The 19,372-nt window shown below is 73.0% G+C and carries 19 protein-coding genes; 12 read left to right on the forward strand and 7 right to left on the reverse strand.

Annotated elements, in window-relative coordinates; translation table 11 throughout:
• Window positions 1-102: 102 nt before the first annotated feature.
• From PSU4_RS24445 to PSU4_RS24455, 3 genes are read left to right on the forward strand one after another with little or no spacing between them, the layout of a single operon-like run.
• Entirely contained in the window at window positions 103-1,566 is a 1,464-nt protein-coding gene (locus PSU4_RS24445) for a peptide MFS transporter (RefSeq protein ID WP_281290731.1), read from the forward strand.
• A 48-nt stretch (window positions 1,567-1,614) separates the two neighbouring features.
• The gene (locus PSU4_RS24450) at window positions 1,615-2,193 is read left to right on the forward strand and encodes a TerD family protein (protein WP_147113039.1); all 579 of its coding nucleotides are present in this window, start codon (window positions 1,615-1,617) and stop codon (window positions 2,191-2,193) included.
• A 26-nt stretch (window positions 2,194-2,219) separates the two neighbouring features.
• Window positions 2,220-2,870, forward strand: a complete 651-nt coding sequence (locus PSU4_RS24455) for a PspA/IM30 family protein (RefSeq protein WP_147113042.1) — start codon at window positions 2,220-2,222, stop codon at window positions 2,868-2,870.
• Here PSU4_RS24455 and PSU4_RS24460 read toward each other — a convergent pair whose 3' ends face one another.
• Window positions 2,871-4,085 carry a hypothetical protein gene (locus tag PSU4_RS24460; protein WP_147113045.1) on the reverse strand — a complete coding sequence of 405 codons (1,215 nt, stop codon included), beginning with the start codon at window positions 4,083-4,085 and terminating at the stop codon, window positions 2,871-2,873.
• 306 nt (window positions 4,086-4,391) lie between these two features.
• Here PSU4_RS24460 and PSU4_RS24465 point away from each other — a divergent pair, with 306 nt between their 5' ends.
• On the forward strand, window positions 4,392-4,877 hold the full coding sequence (locus PSU4_RS24465; RefSeq protein ID WP_147113047.1) for a bifunctional nuclease family protein: 486 nt from the start codon (window positions 4,392-4,394) through the stop codon (window positions 4,875-4,877).
• 51 nt (window positions 4,878-4,928) lie between these two features.
• On the opposite strand, the gene PSU4_RS24470 is transcribed toward PSU4_RS24465, so the two are convergent.
• Entirely contained in the window at window positions 4,929-5,582 is a 654-nt protein-coding gene (locus tag PSU4_RS24470; protein WP_147113050.1) for a TetR/AcrR family transcriptional regulator, read from the reverse strand.
• A gap of 58 nt (window positions 5,583-5,640) precedes the next feature.
• On the opposite strand from PSU4_RS24470, the gene PSU4_RS24475 reads away from it, so the two are divergent.
• The gene (locus PSU4_RS24475; protein WP_147113054.1) at window positions 5,641-5,937 is read left to right on the forward strand and encodes a hypothetical protein; all 297 of its coding nucleotides are present in this window, start codon (window positions 5,641-5,643) and stop codon (window positions 5,935-5,937) included.
• Window positions 5,938-5,983: 46 nt separating this feature from the next.
• On the opposite strand, the gene PSU4_RS24480 is transcribed toward PSU4_RS24475, so the two are convergent.
• A complete protein-coding gene (locus PSU4_RS24480; RefSeq protein WP_147113057.1) occupies window positions 5,984-7,864 on the reverse strand; it encodes an ABC transporter ATP-binding protein in 1,881 nt (626 codons plus the stop codon).
• 123 nt (window positions 7,865-7,987) lie between these two features.
• On the opposite strand from PSU4_RS24480, the gene yczE reads away from it, so the two are divergent.
• Window positions 7,988-8,665 (forward strand): membrane protein YczE, encoded by a 678-nt coding sequence (gene yczE / locus PSU4_RS24485; protein WP_147113060.1) that lies wholly within the window; start codon window positions 7,988-7,990, stop codon window positions 8,663-8,665.
• A 7-nt stretch (window positions 8,666-8,672) separates the two neighbouring features.
• Here yczE and PSU4_RS24490 read toward each other — a convergent pair whose 3' ends face one another.
• The 3 genes from PSU4_RS24490 to PSU4_RS24500 form a co-directional block, all read right to left on the reverse strand.
• Window positions 8,673-9,332, reverse strand: coding sequence for a PASTA domain-containing protein (locus tag PSU4_RS24490; RefSeq protein WP_147113063.1), 660 nt, complete (start codon window positions 9,330-9,332; stop codon window positions 8,673-8,675).
• A 109-nt stretch (window positions 9,333-9,441) separates the two neighbouring features.
• Complete coding sequence (locus tag PSU4_RS24495) at window positions 9,442-10,113, reverse strand: VC0807 family protein (RefSeq protein WP_147113066.1); 672 nt, start codon at window positions 10,111-10,113, stop codon at window positions 9,442-9,444.
• Window position 10,114: 1 nt separating this feature from the next.
• A complete protein-coding gene (locus PSU4_RS24500; RefSeq protein WP_147113069.1) occupies window positions 10,115-11,491 on the reverse strand; it encodes a carotenoid oxygenase family protein in 1,377 nt (458 codons plus the stop codon).
• A 111-nt stretch (window positions 11,492-11,602) separates the two neighbouring features.
• Here PSU4_RS24500 and PSU4_RS24505 point away from each other — a divergent pair, with 111 nt between their 5' ends.
• The gene (locus PSU4_RS24505) at window positions 11,603-12,136 is read left to right on the forward strand and encodes a PadR family transcriptional regulator (RefSeq protein WP_147113072.1); all 534 of its coding nucleotides are present in this window, start codon (window positions 11,603-11,605) and stop codon (window positions 12,134-12,136) included.
• 76 nt (window positions 12,137-12,212) lie between these two features.
• On the opposite strand, the gene PSU4_RS24510 is transcribed toward PSU4_RS24505, so the two are convergent.
• Window positions 12,213-13,487 (reverse strand): multidrug effflux MFS transporter, encoded by a 1,275-nt coding sequence (locus tag PSU4_RS24510; RefSeq protein WP_147113076.1) that lies wholly within the window; start codon window positions 13,485-13,487, stop codon window positions 12,213-12,215.
• A 75-nt stretch (window positions 13,488-13,562) separates the two neighbouring features.
• Between PSU4_RS24510 and PSU4_RS24515 the strand changes: the two genes are divergently transcribed.
• The 5 genes from PSU4_RS24515 (at window position 13,563) to map (ending at window position 19,366) form a co-directional block, all read left to right on the forward strand.
• Window positions 13,563-15,197: an SDR family oxidoreductase gene (locus PSU4_RS24515; RefSeq protein WP_147113079.1), complete on the forward strand. Its 1,635-nt coding sequence runs from the start codon at window positions 13,563-13,565 to the stop codon at window positions 15,195-15,197.
• An 11-nt stretch (window positions 15,198-15,208) separates the two neighbouring features.
• Window positions 15,209-16,363 carry a pyridoxal phosphate-dependent aminotransferase gene (locus PSU4_RS24520; protein WP_147113113.1) on the forward strand — a complete coding sequence of 385 codons (1,155 nt, stop codon included), beginning with the start codon at window positions 15,209-15,211 and terminating at the stop codon, window positions 16,361-16,363.
• Window positions 16,364-16,367: 4 nt separating this feature from the next.
• Window positions 16,368-17,480 carry a glycosyltransferase gene (locus PSU4_RS24525; RefSeq protein ID WP_147113083.1) on the forward strand — a complete coding sequence of 371 codons (1,113 nt, stop codon included), beginning with the start codon at window positions 16,368-16,370 and terminating at the stop codon, window positions 17,478-17,480.
• A 121-nt stretch (window positions 17,481-17,601) separates the two neighbouring features.
• Complete coding sequence (locus PSU4_RS24530; protein ID WP_147113086.1) at window positions 17,602-18,531, forward strand: NADP-dependent oxidoreductase; 930 nt, start codon at window positions 17,602-17,604, stop codon at window positions 18,529-18,531.
• Between the two features lie 61 nt (window positions 18,532-18,592).
• Entirely contained in the window at window positions 18,593-19,366 is a 774-nt protein-coding gene (gene map, locus PSU4_RS24535) for a type I methionyl aminopeptidase (protein ID WP_147113090.1), read from the forward strand.
• The last annotated feature ends 6 nt before the right edge of the window (window positions 19,367-19,372 follow it).

A 19,372-nucleotide genomic window follows, 5' to 3' on the forward strand; every position in this document is an offset into this window, starting at 1 on the left:
TTTCGCGCAACTGAATCGCGTCACTGTGCCGTTCGTGCAACAACACGGGTGCACCTGCGCCGCGCGTAGCGCAGTGTGCCGGTCCGGGTGCACTGTGATCGCGTGAGCGACGTCACCGAACGCCCGACACGTCCGGAGCGGACCTTCTTCGGGCAGCCCCGCACTCTGGCGAGCCTGTTCGGCGTCGAGATGTGGGAACGCTTCTCGTTCTACGGGATGCAGGGCATCCTGCTGATCTATCTGTACTACTCCGTCGCGGAGGGCGGTCTCGGCGTCGACCGGGGCGTCGCGACGGGCATCGTCGGCGCCTACGGCGGCCTCGTCTATCTGTCGACGATCCTCGGCGCGTGGATCGCCGACCGGGTCGCCGGCCCGGAGCGGGTGCTGTTCTACGCCGCGGTCGTCGTCATGCTCGGCCACATCGCGCTGTCGGCGCTGCCGGGGCTGCTCGGCGTGGGCGTCGGCCTCGTGCTGATCGCCGTCGGCAGCGGCGGGGTGAAGGCGACGGCCACGAGCCTCGTCGGCACCCTCTACGAGACCGACGACCCGCGTCGCGACGCCGGGTTCTCGCTGTTCTACCTGGGCATCAACCTGGGCGCGCTCGTCGGGCCGCTGCTCACCGGCCTGCTGCAGAGCACCGCCGGGTTCCACTGGGGATTCGGGCTCGCCGCCGTCGGTATGGCGCTGGGCCTGATCCAGTACTCGTTCGGGCGCAAGCACCTGCCCGACAGCGCCCGGGAGGTGCCCTCACCGCTGGCGCCGCGGGAGCGGACGATCACGATCGCCGCGGCTGTCGTCGTGGCCGTCGTCATCGTCGTGCTGGCGCTGACGGGGGTGCTGGCGGCCGACCGGCTGGACCTCATCGTCATCGGTGTGACGATCGTGGCCGCGATCGCCTACTTCGCGTTGCTGCTCACGAGCCGCAAGGTGGACGCGGTCGAGCGCAGGCGGGTGCTGGCGTTCATCCCGCTGTTCATCGCCAGCGCGGCGTTCTGGTCGCTCTACCAGCAGCAGTTCACGGTGCTGACGATCTACTCCGACACCCGGCTCGACCGCGACCTGTTCGGCTGGGAGATGCCGGTGGCGTGGGTGCAGTCGATCAACCCCGTCTTCATCATCATCCTGTCCGGGGTGTTCACGGTGATCTGGACGAAGCTGGGCAACCGGGCCCCGTCGACCCCGATCAAGTTCGCGATGGGTGTCGCGATCGTCGGCGTCGGCTTCCTGCTGTTCCTGCCGATGGCCGGTGGCGGCCCGAACAGTGCGCCGCTGCTGGGCATCGTCGGCATCCTGTTCGTGTTCACGATCGGTGAGCTGCTGCTGTCGCCGGTGGGTCTGTCGGTGTCGACGAAGCTCGCGCCGGAGTCGTACCGGACGCAGATGGTGGCGCTGTTCTTCCTCTCCATCGCGCTCGGGACGGCGTTGTCGGGCACGCTGGCGGGGTACTACAACGCGCAGGACGAGGTGGCGTACTTCGGCATACTCGGTGCTGTCGCGATCGGTGTGGGGCTCCTGCTGCTGGCGATCACCCCTCTCGTCCGTCGCCTCATGAGCGGCGTCCGATAGGGAATACTCGGGGTGGGATCGTCCGGCTAGCGGAAGGTGGAGCAGTTCGTGAGTGTGAGCCTTGCCAAGGGTGGAAACGTCAGCCTCTCGAAGGAGGCTCCGGGCCTCACGGCCGTGCTGATCGGCCTGGGCTGGGATGCGCGGGTGACCACGGGGCACGACTTCGACCTCGACGCCTCCGCCCTGGCGTGCGGCGCCTCGGGGCGCGTGCTGTCCGATCAGCACTTCGTGTTCTTCAACAACCTCGTGAGCCCGGACGGCACGATCGAGCACACCGGCGACAACCTGACCGGTGACGGCGAGGGCGACGACGAGGCGATCAAGATCGACCTCGCGAAGGTGTCGGACGACGTCGCGAAGATCGTCTTCCCGGTGAGCATCTACGACGCCGACGCCCGGCTGCAGAACTTCGGGCAGGTCTCCAACGCGTTCATCCGTGTGGTGAACCAGGAGAACGGCGTCGAGATCGCCCGCTACGACCTCACCGAGGACGCCTCCACCGAGACCGCGATGATCTTCGGCGAGGTGTACCGGCACAACGGCGACTGGAAGTTCCGTGCCGTCGGCCAGGGCTACGCGTCCGGGCTCGCGGGGATCGCGCGGGACTACGGCGTCAACGTGGGCTGACCCGAAGGGCGGCGGGGGGACCCGGGATGGTGCTCAGACGGCTCTTCGGTGGCGGGCGTGAGCCCGACCCGCCGCCGCCGGCCGATCCCCGCCGTCAGCTGGAGGAGGCGGTCGCCCGCCGTGTCGAGGAGCACGCGGCCGCGCGGCTGGGGATGGCCGAGGTGGCCACCGGCCGTCGGCGGCTGGAGCTGTTGATCGCGCGCTACCGCGGCGAGATCGCGGAGCTCGACGACGCGGCCCGTGAACAGCTGCGCGCCGGCCGTGAGGACGAGGCGCGCCGGCTACTGGTGCGCCAGGCGGGACTGGCCGAGCAGATCGAGGGCCTCACCGCGCACCGCGACCAGATCGCGAACCAGCTCGTGCAGATGCGGGAGATGACGGCCAGGCTGCGCGACGACCTCGACCGCATGGAGGCCGAGAAGGCCACGGTGCTGGCGACGTTGTCGGCGGCCGAGGCGCAGGAGCGCGCCGCGGCGGCGCTGGCGTCGGCCCCGGGTGCCGACGACGACCCGGCCGCCCTGCTCGCCCGCACCCGGGACCAGGCGGAGGCGCTGTCGTACCGGGCGGGTGCCGACGCGGAGGTCGCCGCAGCCTCGGCGCGCGGACGTGGGGCGGCGACGCCGGGCGCGCCGGACTCGGTGGAGCAGCGTCTGGGGGAGATGCGCGGGGAGCGCTGATCACCCGCCGGCGATCCGCTCCCGGACCCGGGTGACGGCGTCCTGCGCGCCGCGCGACACGGCGTCGAGCTCCTGCAGGTAGGACCAGTAGTCGGGGTGGGTGGCCTCGAGCAGCTCGGGAGCGCGGTCGAGCCGGGCGGCCAGCGCGTCGAGCGTCGGGATCTCGTCGGCGACGCGCTGCCCGGTGGCGACGACGAGCCGTTGCGCGTCGCGCAGGGTGAACCGCGCCTTGTCGAGGCGTCCCCGGGGGTCGGCGCGGACGTCGTCGAGCATCGTCAGCCGGTCGGCGACGGCGGTGAGCACCTTCTCCGCGCTGTCGAGCGACGTACGGGCGGTGTCGACCTCGCGGACCGCGCGCACCCAGTCGTCGGCGCCCATCGCGGTCTCGGCGGCGGCGAGCGCGCGCCGGCCGGTGGTGACGGCGCCCGAAACCTCGTCGCCCGCCCGTTCCAGCCCGGCGGAGCAGGCGAGGGAGTAGCTGCGCCGCAGGGTGGACAGCTTGTCGGGCAACGACTCCGCGCGTCCCTCGATGCCCGCCGCGCGGGTGGCGAGGGAGCGGACGCGCTTGGGCAGGTCGGTGCGCACCCGCTCGGCACGTTCGGCCGCGGCGAGCACCTCACGGGCCGCGGCCTCGACCGCGCCCCACGCGCTGACGGCGGCGGGCCCGATGCCGAGTGCGCCCGCGTCGGCGGCCTGCGCACGGGCCGCGGCGAGCGCGGCGTCGAGCTCGGCGGGGGCGAGCCCGGCGGCGCGGGCACGTTCGACGGCGGCCGCGGCCTCGTCGACGGCGACGACCGCGGCCCGGGCCGCGACGTCGCGCTTCTCCGACGCGGCGGCCAGCTTCGCGAGTGCGTCCTGGTGGCGCTGCCGGTAGCGGACGGCCATCGGCGTCGCGCGTTCGAGCGAGGCTCGGACCTGGGTGAACTCCCGGGCGGCGGCGGCGAGCGCCCTGTGGCCGGCCTGCGGGTCGCGGATCGCCGGCTGGTGCATGTCGACCGCGGTGATCCAGTCGACCACCGCGGCGTTGGCGGCCTTGCAGGAGGAGTCGACGTCGGCACGGATCGCGTCCTCGCGGCGCGGCTCCAGCGCGATCAGGGCATCGGCGGCCTGGCGGGCGGACAGCTCGGCCTCGTCGAGGGCGAGGAAGGCGTCGGCGGCGGCGCGGTAGGCCGAGTCGGCGGCGTCGCGCACCGATCCGGCGGGGGACCGCGTCATCGGTGCTCCCTCCCGTCCCGGCCGTTGCTCATGGTCAGCTTAGGTGTCACCCGACGACCAGCAGGACCGTCGACGTCACGGCGCGCACGTGGTCCCACCGGGTCCGGCGACCCGCGAACCGCTCCCAGGCGGCGACGACGTCGAGCCACCCGTTCCCCGGAGTCACGTCACCATCCTGCCCGAAAAGCCGGGATGGCCCGCGGTCTCAGAATGATCCATCTGCTGGCCGCGGCGTCCCCCGTGCACAACACTGTGCGATCCGGGCGCCGACGGACCGGGCCGGCGCCTCCCACGCGGAGGTGACGGATGCGCGAAATGCGGGTACTGCGGCTGGTGGTGCACGCGCCCAGCAGGCAGCCGGTGCTGCTGCTCGGGGAGGTCGACGGCGACCGTTGCGTCCCGGTCTTCCTGCGCGGACCGCAGGCCGAGGTCATCGCGTTCGGGGTCCGGACCGACGCCCAGCCCCCCTTGACGCAGGACATGATCGTCCCGATCGTCGAGGGGCTGGGGCGGCGGATCGAGGGCGTCGAGATCACCGAGCTGTCGAGCGGCACGTTCAGCGCCGACGTCGTGTTCGACGGGGACACCCGCGTCCCGGCCCGGCCCAGCGACGCCCTGTCGCTCGCGATCCGCGACTCCCTGCCGATCGGGATGGCCGAGGAGATCCTCGACGAGGTCGGCCAGCCGATCTCGGCGCTCTTCCCCAACGGTGGCGACGCCCCGCCGGAGGAGCAGATCGAGGAGTTCCGTGAGTTCATCGACGAGGTCTCGCCGGAGGACTTCAAGGACTGAGCCCTGTGAGCGGCAATAGTCGCTACAGCGACTATTGCCGCTCACGAGCCGTCATCGCGGTGCGAGGAGGGTTCGCGTCCACATGTCGGTGAGGTGGGCGACGAACCGCTCGGTCGACCAGCCGCGCTCGCCCACCAGCAGCAGCCAGTACTCGACGGCGTTCGTGCTCCACACGATGTCGGCGACGGTGTCGTCGTCGAGGTCGGGCCGCAGCTCGCCCGTGGCACGCAGTTCGGCGGCCAGGTGCCGCATGTTCGCGGCGCGGCGCTGCGCGATCTCCGCCCACAGCGTCGCACAGGCCGGGTCCTGGACGGCGGCGTCGCGCAACGCGAGGAACACCGGGCCCAGCCGGGGATGGATCGCGCCGATCGCCGCGGCGTAGATCGCGAGCATCTGCGCGGCGCCGTCGGCGGCGCGCATCCGGGTGACGTAGTCGCGCTCCGGGCCGGGGACCGCCTCGTCGGTGCCGGAGAGGGCCGTCTCCACCAGCTCGCGCAGGATCACCGGTTTGCGGCCGACCGTCGCGTACACGGTGTCGACGGCGACGCCCGCGCCGTCGGCGACGTCGGCGACGGTGGTGCGGCGGTACCCCTTGGCGACGAACAGCTCCCGCGCCGACGCGAGCACCGCGGCTCGGGTGCGCGCCGCCCCTTCTGCGCGCCGCGGCGCCCGGTAGGGCCGGCGGGTCTTGACGTCACCGCTCACGTGGCCCACTCTACCCATATTCATCCGAAGATGGTTCGGGTCAATAAGGGAGGCCGTCATGGTCTACGCCTTCGTCCAGGACGTTCCGATCGGCGAGGAGCTCTACCGCCGGATCACCGAGGAGATCGACCCCGAGCCACTGGAGGGCTCGCTGCTGCACCTCTGCGTCCGCCGTCCCGACGGCGGCCTCCGCTACATCGACGTCTGGACCGACCGTGAGGCCTGCACCCGCGCCTTCGACGAGCGCATCCATCCCGCGGTCGACCGCGCCTTCGGCGGCGCCCGCCCCGGCGCCGAGCCGACCGTCGACCACCTCGACGTCATCGACGCGCGCGGCGCCCTCCTGCCCTTGTGAGTGGCGATAGTCGCCATAGCGACTATCGCCACTCACAGGCTGGGCATCACGCGGCGGCCGGCTCCGGCGACGGGGAGTCGCTGAACTGCGTCCGGTGCAGGTCGGCGTAGCGCCCGCCCGCGGCGAGCAGGTCGTCGTGCGTGCCCGTCTCGACGATCCGCCCGTCCTCCACGACGAGGATCCGGTCGGCGGCGCGGACCGTCGAGAGCCGGTGGGCGATCACGATCGCCGTCCGCCCCTCCAGAGCCTCGCCGAGCGCCTCCTGCACCTGCGCCTCCGACGTCGAGTCCAGGTGCGCGGTCGCCTCGTCGAGCACCACGACCCGCGGGCGGGCCAGCAGCAGCCGCGCGATCGTCAGCCGCTGCCGCTCACCGCCCGAGAGCCGGTACCCGCGCTCGCCGACGACCGTGTCCAGCCCGTCGGGAAGGCCTGCGACCAGGCCCTCCAGGCGGGCGCGGCGCAACGACTCCCAGACGTCCTCGTCGGTCGCGCCGGGTGCGGCGAACAGCAGGTTCGCGCGGATCGTGTCGTGGAACAGGTGCCCGTCCTGGGTCACCACGCCGACGGTCGCGCGCACCGAGTCCGCCGACAGCTCCCGCACGTCGACGCCCGCGAGCCGCACCGCGCCGGAGTCCACGTCGTACAGCCGCGGCAGCAGCGAGCCCATCGTCGACTTCCCGGCGCCCGACGAGCCCACCACCGCCACCAGCTGCCCGGGCTCGGCGCGGAACGAGACGTCGTGCAGCACCTCGACCCCGCCGCGGGTGTCGAGCGTCGCCACGTCCTCGAGCGAAGCCAGCGACACCTGCGACGCGGCCGGGTAGCCGAACCGCACCTGGTCGAACTCCACCGACACCGGGCCGTCCGGCAACGGGCGTGCGTCGGGGGCGTCGACGATCAGCGGTGGCAGGTCCAGCACCTCGAACACGCGCTCGAAGCTCACCAGCGCCGTCATCACCTCGACCCGCGCGCCGGCCAGCGCCGTCAGCGGGGCGTAGAGCCGCGTCAGCAGCAGCGCCAGCGACACCACCGCGCCCGGCTCCAGCGTCCCGGCGATCGCCAGCGTCCCGCCCAGGCCGTAGACCAGCGCCAGCGCCAGCGCCGACACCACGGTCAGCGCTGTCACGAACACCCACTGCACCATTGCCGTCCGCACCCCGATGTCGCGTACCCGGCTCGCGCGGGCCGCGAAGTCGGCCGACTCGTCGCCCGGCCGGCCGAACAGCTTCACCAGCGTCGCGCCGGGCGCGGAGAACCGCTCGGTCATCTGGGCGGTCATGGCGGCGTTGTGGTCGGCACCCTCGCGTTGCAACGCCGCGAGTCGCCTGCCCATCAGCCGTGCCGGCAGCACGAACACCGGCAGCAGCACCAGCGCCAGCACCGTGACCTGCCACGAGATCTGCAGCATCACGACGAGCGTCAGCGCCAAGGTCACCACGTTCCCGACGACGCCGGACAGCGTGTCGCTGAACGCCCGCTGCGCACCCAGCACGTCGCTGTTCAGGCGGCTGACCAGCGCCCCCGTGCGGGTGCGGGTGAAGAACGCGATCGGCATCCGCTGGACGTGGTCGAACACCGCCGTCCGCAGCTGCAGGATGAGGTCCTCACCGATCGTCGCGGAGAGCTTGCGGGTGACCAGGCCCAGCCCGGCCTCGGCGACGGCGATGAGCGCGATCAGCCCCGCCAGCCCGCCGACCACGCCCGCCGGTCCGCCGCCGACGATCGCGTCGACGACCCGGCCGGCCAGCACCGGCGTCGCCACCGCGAGCACGGCACCGACGACGCTCAGGCCCACGAACCATGCCAGCCGTCGACGATGGGGGCGTGCGAACGCGGCGATCCGCCGGGCTGTGACGCGGGCCGGGGCGTGCCGGGTGCCTGGGTCGGTCGAGGCGTTGCGCAGGGCCGACCACGTGTTGATGTCCACGGACGCCGACGGTAAGAGCTGTACCTGACTTCAGGTCAAGAATGTTCCACCGCCCGGGATCCGCAGGCCACCCGCCGAGGATTGGCCCTGGCCCGGGAGACCGCCGAGGCGCACGATCGGACGGTGCCGCGCCCGGATCTGCGTCCCCTGCCCGTCACGCGATCCCCGATCCGCAGGCTCCCGCAGCTGTTCGTCGGCCTCGTGCTCTACGGCACCAGCATGGCGATGCAGGTCCACGCCGGCCTCGGCCTCAACCCGTGGGACGTCCTGCACCAGGGCCTGACCACGAAGTTCCCGCTCAGCTTCGGCGTCGTCACCGCCATCACCGGCGTCATCGTCCTGCTGATCTGGATCCCGCTGCGGCAGCGACCGGGCGTCGGGACGGTCGCGAACGTCGTCGTCATCGCCTTCGCCGTCGACATCGCGCTGGCCCTGCTCCCGGAGCCGACGGGCCTGGCGTGGCGGATCACGATGATGGTCGGCGGCATCGTCCTCAACGGGATCGCGTCGGCCCTCTACATCGGTGCCCGCCTGGGTCCCGGCCCCCGCGACGGTCTGATGACGGGCCTGTCCGCCCGCACCGGCTGGTCGATCCGGTTGGTGCGCACCGGGATCGAGGTCGTCGTGCTCGGGACGGGCTGGCTGCTGGGTGGCACGGTGGGCGTCGGGACCGTGCTGTACGCGCTCGCGATCGGCCCGCTCACCCAGGCGTTCCTGCCGTTCTTCACCTATCGCACGCCCGCGGAGCCGGTCGCCCCCGAGACCCCCGACGCGAACCCGGGGACGACGCTGGCGGCGTGAGCGGGGTTCAGCCGACGGCCTGCTGCGGGCCGAAGGCCTCGTCGGGCAGCTCGCGCTCGGCGAGCGGGGTGGGCTTCGGACGCCGTGGCTCGCGGACGCCCGAGCCGCCGCCGCGTTCGGTCCACAGCTTCACCGCGGTACCGACGGGCACCTTCGCCCCGTGGTCGGGGTTCTGACCCGAGACGACCAGCTGCCCGAGCTGGAGCACGGCGGGCGGCGGGCCGTCGGGGTCCGCGGAGACGGCGAGCAGCCCGTGCTCGTCGAGGATGTTGTGGGCCTGTTCGACGGTCTTGCCGACGACGTGCGGCACCCGCACGAACCGCGTCCGCGCGGCCCGGCCGCGCACACTCCTGCGGGTGTCGTCGTCGGGCACCGCCGCGGGTGCGGGCGGGTCGGTGTCGAGGTCGCGCCAGCGCTCCCACGCCGACTGCCTGCTGACGCCCAGCTTCGTCGCGATCTCCGCCCACGACAGCCCGCGCCGCCGCGCGCTGCGGACGGCTTCGAGCTCGGTCTCGTCGAGCAGCCGGCGCATCAGCCCGACGTCGCCGAGCGCGGCCAGCGGGTCGCGCTCCGCCTCGTCGGGCACCGGCTTGCCGTCGGGGTACCAGAACGCGAGCCGCTCCCAGGCGCGTCGGCCGTCGCGCCACGGCCCCTTGTCCTTGCTCATGCTGCCTCCCCGGGCGTCAAGACACCCTGACGCCTGTCGTCAGGCTACCCTGACGCGGCGCTACCGGGCTGCGGTTCAGGTGGGTGCCGACTCCGGGGGAGGTCCTGCCTCAGGACGTCTGTCGCGCCCGGGCCTGCGCACGCCGGACGTACCAGACGTTCCAGGCCAGCAGCAGGGCCATCGCGCCGAGGAACATGACCTCGCCCAGGCCGACCATCACGCTGACCGGGAGCAGGTAGACGAGCGGGATGCGGATCAGGGCCTCGGCGAGCAGGCCCGCGCCCCACACCGTCGACGAGATCCGGTGCCCGCGCCGCACGCGCGGGTCGGTGCGGAACGCCTCGGCCAGGTCGGCGCCCTTGCGCGGGTTGAACGACTCCGCGGCGGCGAGCGTCAGCGGGCGGGGGCCGAAGGCCGTCGCCAGGAACGTGAGACCGACGGCCCCGGTGACGATGGAGTTCTTCAGCAGGAAGAAGTGTTCGTCGCCGCTGATCAGGGTGAGGGCGAGGCTCAGCCCGAACACCACGAGCATGACGGTGGCGAAGAGGTTGAGCGAGCGGTGGCGCACCACGGAGACGACGACGCGGGCGGCGGCGACGAGGGCGGCGACGAGCAGGGCGACGTAGTCGCCGACGCCGAACAGGTGCAGGACGTAGTAGGCGACGACGGGCAGTGCGAGGTCGAGGCCCAGGCCGCGCAGCATGGGTCCGACGGGCATGCCGGTGCCGGCGGGTCGCTCGGTCACGTCGGTCTCCCGGTCTGCGATGTGCGTGGCGGTCATGTCAGTTCTCCCGGATGGAGGTGTCGTCGATCCACGAGCCGTGGAAGCCGGCCGGGACACCGCGCGGCAGGGTGACGGTGGCGACGGGTGCGGCGGCGACGTCGGTGGCGTCGAGGACGAGCAGGTTCGAGGCCTTGCCGTCGCGGGTGGTGGTGATGGTGAGCAGCCAGCCGTCGTCCTCGGCGCGGTCGGGCGCGGTGGAGGGCACGAAGACCGCTTCGCCTGCAACGGTTCCGGTGCCGAGGGGGTGTTCGGTGACGGCGCCGGCGACCATGTCGAGCTTGACGATGCCCGCCGTGCCGCGCTCCTGGGACACGGCGTACCGGTAGCGGGAGTCGCGGCCGACGAGGTCGTCGTCGACGGTGGGGAACTCGACGGCGCGGTCGTCGAGTGCGGTCTCGGTGGCTTTCCCGGTGGTGGGGTCGAGGACCCAGCGGTGGTAGCGGGCGGCGCCGGTGGCGGCGGCGTCGGCGGCCAGCCCGGAGGGGTCGGTGTCGAGGTCGTCCCACATGGCGACGGTGTCGGCGGGCGAGTACCGCGCGCCGTCGACGACGACGCGGCCGGAGGCGTCGGTGTGGGCGTTGCCGACGTGGAAGACGTAGCCGGGGTCGACGTCGAACCAGGTGACGTGGCCGGGCCGGTCGAAGGGCATGACGCCGATGCGGGCGCCGTAGGACTCGTCGTAGCCGTAGGGCATGCCCGTGGCGAGCCGTTCGAAGGAGAAGGTCATGGGCAGGTCGAGGAAGACGGCGTGCCGGTCGGTGATGGCGAAGTCGTGCATCATCGTCGGGCCGGGGACCTCGATCTCGGCGCTCGCGCAGAGCTCGCCGGACGCGGTGAGCCGGTGGTAGGTGACGAACGGCGGCATGACGCCGTAGCCGAAGAAGTGCAGCTCGCCGGTGACCGGGTCGATCTTGGGGTGGGCGGTCATGGCGGTGGTGAGCCGGCCGTCGAAGTCGCAGGGGCCGACCGTCGCGAGGTCGGGGGTGACGACGGTCGGGAAGCTGCTCTCGACGAGCGCCATGATCCGGCCGGCGTGCTCGACGACGTGGGTGTTGGCGACGCCGACGCTGCGGTCGAACGTGCCGTCGGCGCCGACCATGGTGGCGCCCTCGAGGGCCTTCGTGCGGACCCAGCGGTTGCGGTACCACTCGGCGCGGCCCTCGCGGAGGCGGACGCCGTGGAGCATGCCGTGGCCGGTGAACCAGTGTCGTGCGGTCTCGCCGGGCCGGGGGTTGGGGCCGTTGCGGAAGTAGCGGCCGGTGAGTTCGGGCGGGAGTGTGCCTTCGACGGGCAGGTCGTGCGCCTCGATCTCGTCGGGGACGGGGGCCAGGTAGCCCTCGAGGGTGACGCCGGGCGTGGTGGTGGTCTCGGTCATCGTGTCCTCCTCGATGTGCTGTCGACGACGAGCCTGCACCTGTCAGAAATGACATGTCAAGCGGTTGGCTGAAAGTTTCGACATGTCGAGTTTGACATGTATGGTTGCGGCATGTCGTTGACGCACGCGCTGCTCGGACTCCTGGCCGTCCAGCCGCGGTCCGGGTACGAGCTGACCAAGGCGTTCGAGACCGACCTCGGCCGCTACGCGTGGCAGGCCGGGCACACGAGCATCTACCCCGAGCTGGGCAAACTCGCCGAACGCGGGCTCGTCGAGGTCACCGCCGAGGGCGCGCGCGGCAGCAAGACCTACACCGTCACCGACGCCGGCCGCGCCGAGCTGCGCACCTGGCTGATGGCTCCGCCCACCGGGCAGGGCAAGGTCCGCAACGAGCAGGTCCTGCGCATGTTCATGCTCTCGGCGCTCGACCCGGCCGACGCCGTCGTGGTCCTGGAACGCATCGCGGAGTCGACGGCGCAGCAGGCCGACGTGCTGCGCGCGATCCGCGAGGACGCCGGTCCGGTGGAGCCGGGCCCGGAGGGGTTCGGTCAGCTCGCCGCCGAGTACGGCCTGCGCCAGTTCGAGGCGGTCCACAGCTGGGCGCAATGGGCGATCGAGCAGCTCACGGCGCCCGCCCGCACGTGACGGACCCGGGCGCCCGAGCCGAGAAGCGGTCGTGAGTGGCGATGGTCGCTATAGCGACCATCGCCACTCACAGGTGTCAGGGTGTCGCCGCGACGTCGACCTCGGCGGCCGCAACCGGCGCCTCCTCCACGTCGGGCAGAGTCCACGGCCGCACCACCACCAGCAGCACCACCAGGGCCACCGCCATCCCACCGGCGACGACCGTCGTCATCGCGAGCGCGTCGTTACCCAGGGCCCCGACCAGCGGTGACACCGCGGCGCCGACACCGAACTGCACCGCGCCCAGCAGGGCGGCCGCGGTCCCGGCCGCCTCACCGTGCGACGACAGCGCCACCGCGGGCGCGTTGGGCATCATGACGCCCGCGGCCGCCAGCACCGCCCACATCGGGATCAGGATGCCGACGAGCCCGCCCGCGCCCGTCGCGCCGACCGCGATAAGGACGAGGCCCGCCACCGTGCCGAGGACGGCGGCGCCGGACAGGATCTGGCGCGGCTCCCAGCGGCGCAGCAGCACCGGGTTGAACTGGGTGCCCACGATCAGCCAGATCGCGCCCGCGCCGAACACCAGGCCGAACGTCTGCTGACCGAGCCCGAACTGCTCCTGGTAGACGAACGACGCGCCCGAGACGTAGCCGAACAGCGCCGCCATCGTGAAACCCGCGACGAGCACGAGGCCGACGAAGACGCGGTCGCGGAGCAGTCCGCCGTAGGTGCGGAACGTGGCGCCGATGCGGGCACTGCGCCGGCGCTCGACGGGCAGCGTCTCCGGCAGGACCTTCCAGGCCAGCGGCAGCAGCAGCGCCGCGTAGACGGCGAGCACGACGAAGACGCCGCGCCAGTCGGTGAAGTGCAGGACGCCGCCACCGATCGTCGGCGCGAGGACCGGCGCGGCGCCCATGACGAGCATCAGCCGGGACAGCAGGTTGGCCGCGTCGCGGCCGAAGTAGAGGTCGCGCACGATCGCCAGCGCCACGACGGCACCGGCCGCGGTCCCGATGCCCTGCAGGACACGCAGCACACCGAGGACCTCGATGTTCGGCGCGATCAGGACGAGCAGCGACGCGGCGAGGTGCAGCAGCGCGCCCGCGAACAACGGCTTGCGGCGGCCGATCGCGTCGGACATCGGCCCGATGAACAGCTGGCCGAGCGCGAGCCCGGCGAGCGTTCCGGTGAGGGTGAGCTGGACGAGGCTCTCGGAGGCGTTCAGCTCGTCGCTGATCTGCGGGAGCGCCGGCAGGTACATGTCGATGGTCAGAGGACCCAGGGCGACGAAGGCGCCGAGCAGCAGCGCGAGGCGCAACCGTCCCGGTACGGCGGTTCGGGAGGTATCGGTCACGGACAAGTGCAACATCCCGAAACGGTTGAAGGTTCCCCGATGCCCGTGGTGTGACCGGCTGCACTCCGGTTGCCCTCCTAGGCTCGGCCCATGGTCGACGAGGTCAGGACGTCCGACGGTCTGCGGCTCGCCGTGCGGGAGCACGGCGACCCCTCGATGCCGACGGTCGTCGCCGTCCACGGCTATCCCGACGACCGGCACGTGTGGGACGACGTGGTCGCCGACCTCGTGGTCGACCACCACGTCGTCACCTACGACGTCCGGGGTGCGGGCGGGTCGCAGGCACCGCGGCGGCGCGACGCGTACCGGATCGACCGGCTCGCCGCCGACCTCGCGGCCGTGATCGACGCCGTCAGCCCCGACGCGCCGGTGCACCTGCTCGCGCACGACTGGGGCTCGGTGCAGTCGTGGCACCTCGTCACCGACCCGGACTTCCGCGACCGGCTCGCGTCGTACACGTCGATCTCCGGGCCGTGCCTCGACCACATCGGACGGTGGTTCCGCACCGCGCCGGCACGTGAGCGTCGCAGGCAGGCCAGGAGGTCCTGGTACATCTCGTTCTTCCGGCTCCCGGTCGTCCCCGTCCTGGCGTGGCGCAGCGGGATCTTCGGGGCCGTGCTGGCGCGCCGGGAGCGGATTGCGCGGCCGTCCATCAGGACCGCCGTCAACGGGCTCGAGCTCTACCGCGCCAATATCGGCGACCGGGTGCGTTCCCCGCAGCGCCGGGTCACGTCGGTACCGACGCAGGTCCTCGCCCCGCACGGTGACGCCTACGTCGGACCGTCGCTGGCGCACTCCGCCGAGACGTTCGCGTCGCCGCTGTGGGTGCGGGAGGTGGCCGGGACGCACTGGCTGCCGCGGACCCGCCCGGACGTCGTCGCCCGCGCGGTACGGGAGATCAAGTCCTATGTGGATGGTGGTCCGGAGCCGGCCCGAGCGCGGAAGGTGGTCGTCGTCACCGGTGCCGGGAGTGGCATCGGGCGGGAGACGGCCAGGGCGTTCGCGGCGCGCGGGGCGTTCGTCGTGGGCGCCGACGTCGACCTCGACGCCGCCGCCGCGACGGCCGCGGCCACCGGCGGCGTCGCCTACGCGCTCGACGTCGCCGACGCCGACGCGGTGGAGCAGTTCGCCGCCGACGTCGCGAAGGTCCACGGCGTGCCCGACGTCGTCGTCAACAACGCCGGGATCGGAATGGCCGGGCCCTTCACCGCGACGACGGAGGAGGAGTGGCGCCGCATCGTCGACGTCAACCTGTGGGGTGTCGTGCACGGCTGCCGCGCGTTCGTGCCGCTGATGCAGGAGCGCGGGGCGGGCGGGTCGATCGTCAACGTCGCGTCCGCGGCGGCGTTCCTGCCGCACCGCTCGATGAGCGCCTACGCGACGACCAAGGCCGCGGTCCTCGCGCTGTCGCAGAGCCTGCGCGCCGAGCTGGCCGACGACGGCATCGGCGTCACCGCGCTCTGCCCGGGCTTCGTGCACACCGACATCACCGCCACCTCTCGCTTCGCCGGGCAGGACCCGGAGGCCGAGCAGCGCAGCCGCGACGCGGCGACCGAGGCCTACCGGCGACGCAACTACACCCCCGATCGCGTCGCGACGAAGCTGGTGCGGGCCGTCGAGAAGGACCTGGCGCTGGCCCCCGTGACGGCGGAGGCGCACGTCGGGTTGCTGGCGTCACGTCTCGCACCCGGGCTGATCCGCGCGATCGCAAAGCGCGGAGGCTAACCTCGGTGACCATGCTGGTCGAGCGCATGACGCCCTTCACCTCGACGATCTTCGCCGAGATCACCCAGCTCGCGGTCGACACCGGTGCGATCAACCTCGGCCAGGGCTTCCCCGACACCGACGGCCCCGAGAGCCTGCTCGCCGACGCCGCCGCGAACATCACGGGCGGTGTCAACCAGTACCCGCCGGGGCCGGGCGTCCCGGCGCTGCGGGAGGCCGTCGCCGCCCACCAGCAGCGGTTCTACGGCCTGGAGGTCGACCCGGCCGACGTGCTCGTCACCGTGGGCGCGACCGAGGCGATCGCGTCGGCCGTGCTGTCGCTGTGCACGACCGGCGACGAGGTCATCGCGTTCGAGCCCTACTACGACTCCTACCCGGCGATGACCGCGCTCTCCGGGGCGACGCTGCGCACCGTCCCGCTGCGGGCCCCCGACTTCGCCTTCGACCCCGACGAGCTGCGCGCCGCCTTCTCCGCGCGCACCCGGATGATCCTGCTCAACTCCCCGCACAACCCGACGGGCGCGGTGTTCGACCGCGAACAGCTGCAGATCGTCGCCGACCTCGCCACCGAGCACGACGTCGTCGTCGTCTCGGACGAGGTCTACGAGCACATGACCTTCGACGTCCCGCACATCCCGATCGCCACGCTGCCCGGGATGGCCGAGCGGACGCTGACGATCTCGTCGGCGGGCAAGACGTTCTCGGTGACGGGCTGGAAGATCGGCTGGATCCACGGCCCGTCGGAGCTGGTCGCGGCCACCCGCGCGGTCAAGCAGTTCCTCAGCTACACCGCGGGCGCGCCCCTGCAGCCCGCGGTCGCCACCGCTCTCGGGCTCCCGGACGAGTTCTACACCAGCATCGCGACGTCGTTGCGCGGCAAGCGCGAGCTGCTCTCCGCCGGGCTGAAGGCGGCCGGGTTCACCGTCTACCAGCCGCGCGGGACCTACTTCATCGTCGTCGACGGGCGGCCGCTGGGCTTCGAGGACGGCTACAAGCTCGCCTACGACCTGCCGTCGCTGTGCGGCGTCGCGGCCGTCCCGGTGTCGGTGTTCGCGTCGTCGCCCGAGGGTGTCGAGGCGATGCGGCCGCTCGTGCGGTTCGCGTTCTGCAAGCGCGACGAGGTGCTCACCGAGGCCGTCGGCCGCCTGGCGGGCCTGGGGAACTGACCGGGTGCGCATCCTCGTCGTCGCCGCGCCACTGGTCGGGCACCTGCTGCCCATGCTGCCCATGGCGCGCACGCTCGCGGAGCTGGGCCACGAGGTCGTGGTCGCCTCGGGTGGCGACGCCCTCGGCCGCGACCTCGGCGGCCTGCCCGCCGTGGACGTCGCCCAGGACGTGTCGTTCGCCCGCAGCGCCGCCCGGACGGTGCTCGCCCACCCCCGGCTGGCCCGTCGCGAGCTGGCCGGGGAGGCGGGGACCGACGTCGTCGGCCTCCTGTTCGGCGCGGTCAACGAAGGACTTGCCGACGCGGTCGTCGCCGTCGCCGGGGCGTTCGAACCCGAGGTCGTGGTGCACGAGCCGCTGGCCCCGGCCGGGGCGCTGGCCGCGGCCCGGATCGGGGTGCCCGCGGTGCTGCAGGAGAACTCGTTGTACGACGGGCCGTCGCTGGTCGCGGCGGTCGTGCGCAGCCCGTTGTTCCGCCGCGCGCTGCGCCGCCACGGCCTGCTCGACGAGCTGCCCCCGCCCGCCGACGTCCTGACGATCGCGCCGCCCAGCGTCGTCGGGGTCCGGGGTGGCCGGCCGATGCGCTCGGTTCCCGACGACGGCGCCGGCCTGCCGGACTGGCTCACCGAGCCCACCGCGCGGCCCCGCATCCTGGTGAGCCGCTCGACCGTCGCCGGGCCGGGCGGCGACCCGATGGCGGCCGTCGTCGCCGCGGCACCCGACGTCGACGCCGAGATCGTCCTCGTCCGCCCCACCGACCGGCTGTCCCGGAAGTCGTTGCCGCCCAACGTCCGCACGGTCGGCTGGGTGCCGCTCTCGGCCGCGTTGCCGCACGCCGCGGCGGTCGTGCACCACGGCGGGGCCGGGACGGTGCTGACGGCGCTGGCGACGGGAACGCCGCAGCTCGTCGTCCCGGGCCCCGGCGACCGTCGCCACAACGCCGATCTCGTCGCCCGCCGCGGCGCGGGCCTCTCGGTGGCGGCCCGCTCGATCACGGCGGCGTCGCTGTCGCGCCTGGTGACGGACACCGCTCTGCACGACGCCGCCCGCGAGGTCCGCGCCGAGATCGCGGCGATGCCCGACCCGGCGGAAGCCCTCCGAGCCTGTGAGTGGCAATAGTCGCTATCGCGACTATTGCCACTCACGAGCAGAGTCCACCTGCACGACCTCGGCCGACCGACGGACCAACGCGTGCGCCCGCCGCCAAGCTCTCGGCACCGCGACGGGGTAGGACAGGTGCATGGCGACGACCGAGACCTTCCGTGCCTACGGCTTCAGCGCCGTGGGCGGCCCGGAGAACCAGCTGTTCCTCGACCTGCCGATCCCCGCCCCAGGGCCCGCGGAGCTGCTGGTCGAGGTCCGGGCCGCGGGCATCAACCCCGCCGACTGGAAGTCGCGCTCCGGCGGCCCCGGCCCGGTACCGACGGAGTTCCCCGCCGTCCTGGGCCGCGAGGTGTCGGGTGTCGTGCGGGCCGTCGGGCACGACGTCGACGGGTTCGCGATCGGCGACGAGGTGTTCGGCTCCACCGCACCCGGCGCCGGTGGGTACGGCGAGTACAGCCTGCTGTGGGCGGAGTCGACGGCGAAGAAGCCGCCGCAGGTCTCCTGGACCGACGCCGCCGCGCTGCCCGTCGCCGTCTGCACCGCCTACGACGGGATCGTCTCCCTCGACCTCGCCGAGGGCGCGACGTTGCTGGTCAACGGCATCGGTGGCGGCGTCGGCGTGGCGGCGGCGCAGCTGGCCCGCAACGGCGGGGTGGCGGTCGTCGGTACGGCGAGCGAGGGGAAGCGGGAGCTCGTCGAGTCGCTGGGGGCGACGCTCGTCGGGTACGGGCCGGGTGTGGCCGAGCGGGTGCGGGAGCTGCTGCCCGACGGCGTCGACGCGGTGTTCGACATGGTCGGCGGCGACGCGCTGCGCGAGGTCGCCGGGCTGGTGAGCGACCCCGCCAACCTGGTCAGCATCGCCGACAAGAGCCTGGTCAGGGAGCTGGGCGGACGCGACGTCGAGCGCCGCCGCACGACGGCCGTCTACTCCGAGGTGGTCGCGCTCGTCGCCGACGGCTCGCTGTCGCCGCACGTGACCGACGTCCGCCCCCTCGACGAGGCGCCGCAGGCCCTGGCCGCGGTGGAGTCGGGCCACGCGATGGGCAAGGTCGTGCTGCGCATGTAGCGGCTCCGGAGGTGTCCGTGGCGCAGGTACTGTCGGCGCGGAACCGCGGAGGGTGTGTGCAGTGATCGAGTTGAAGACGCCGTCGGAGATGGACGCGATCGCGGCCGCCGGCGCGATCGTCGCCGACGTGCTGGCGGCGCTCCGCGCGCAGGCGGCACCCGGTGTGCGGGTGAGTGATCTCGACGCGGCGGCCGGCGACCTGATCGCCGACGCGGGTGCGAAGCCGACGTTCCTGAACTACCTGCCGCGCTTCGCCCCGACGCCGTACCCGGCCGTGACCTGCATCAGCGTCAACGATGCCGTCGTCCACGGCGTCCCCGGCCCGCTGGTGCTGGCCGACGGCGACCTCGTCAGCATCGACCTGGCCGTCCATCTCGACGACTGGTGCGCCGATTCGGCGGTCAGCTTCGTCGTCGGGCGCGCCGACCCGGCCGACCTGACGTTGATCGACACCGCGGAGCGGTCGCTGCGGGCGGGGATCGACGCGTCGCTGGCCGGGGCGCGCCTGGGCGATGTCGGGCACGCGATCGAGTCGGTGGCCCGCGCCAGCGGGTACGGGATGCTCGCCGACCACGGCGGGCACGGCGTCGGCAGGCAGATGCACGAGGCGCCGCACGTCCCGAACGAGGGCAGGCGCGGGCGCGGGATGCGGCTGGAGCCGGGGCTGGTGTTCGCGATCGAGCCGATGCTCATCGCCGGTGGGACCGACCGCTACCGCCACGACGACGACGGCTGGACGCTGCGCACGGCCGACGGCAGCCGGGCGGCGCACGTCGAGCACACGATCGGCGTCACCGAGGACGGTCCGCGCGTCCTGACGCTCACGGGCGCGTAGTCCGGG

Source organism: Pseudonocardia sulfidoxydans NBRC 16205 (assembly GCF_007989085.1).
Lineage (GTDB): Bacteria > Actinomycetota > Actinomycetes > Mycobacteriales > Pseudonocardiaceae > Pseudonocardia > Pseudonocardia sulfidoxydans.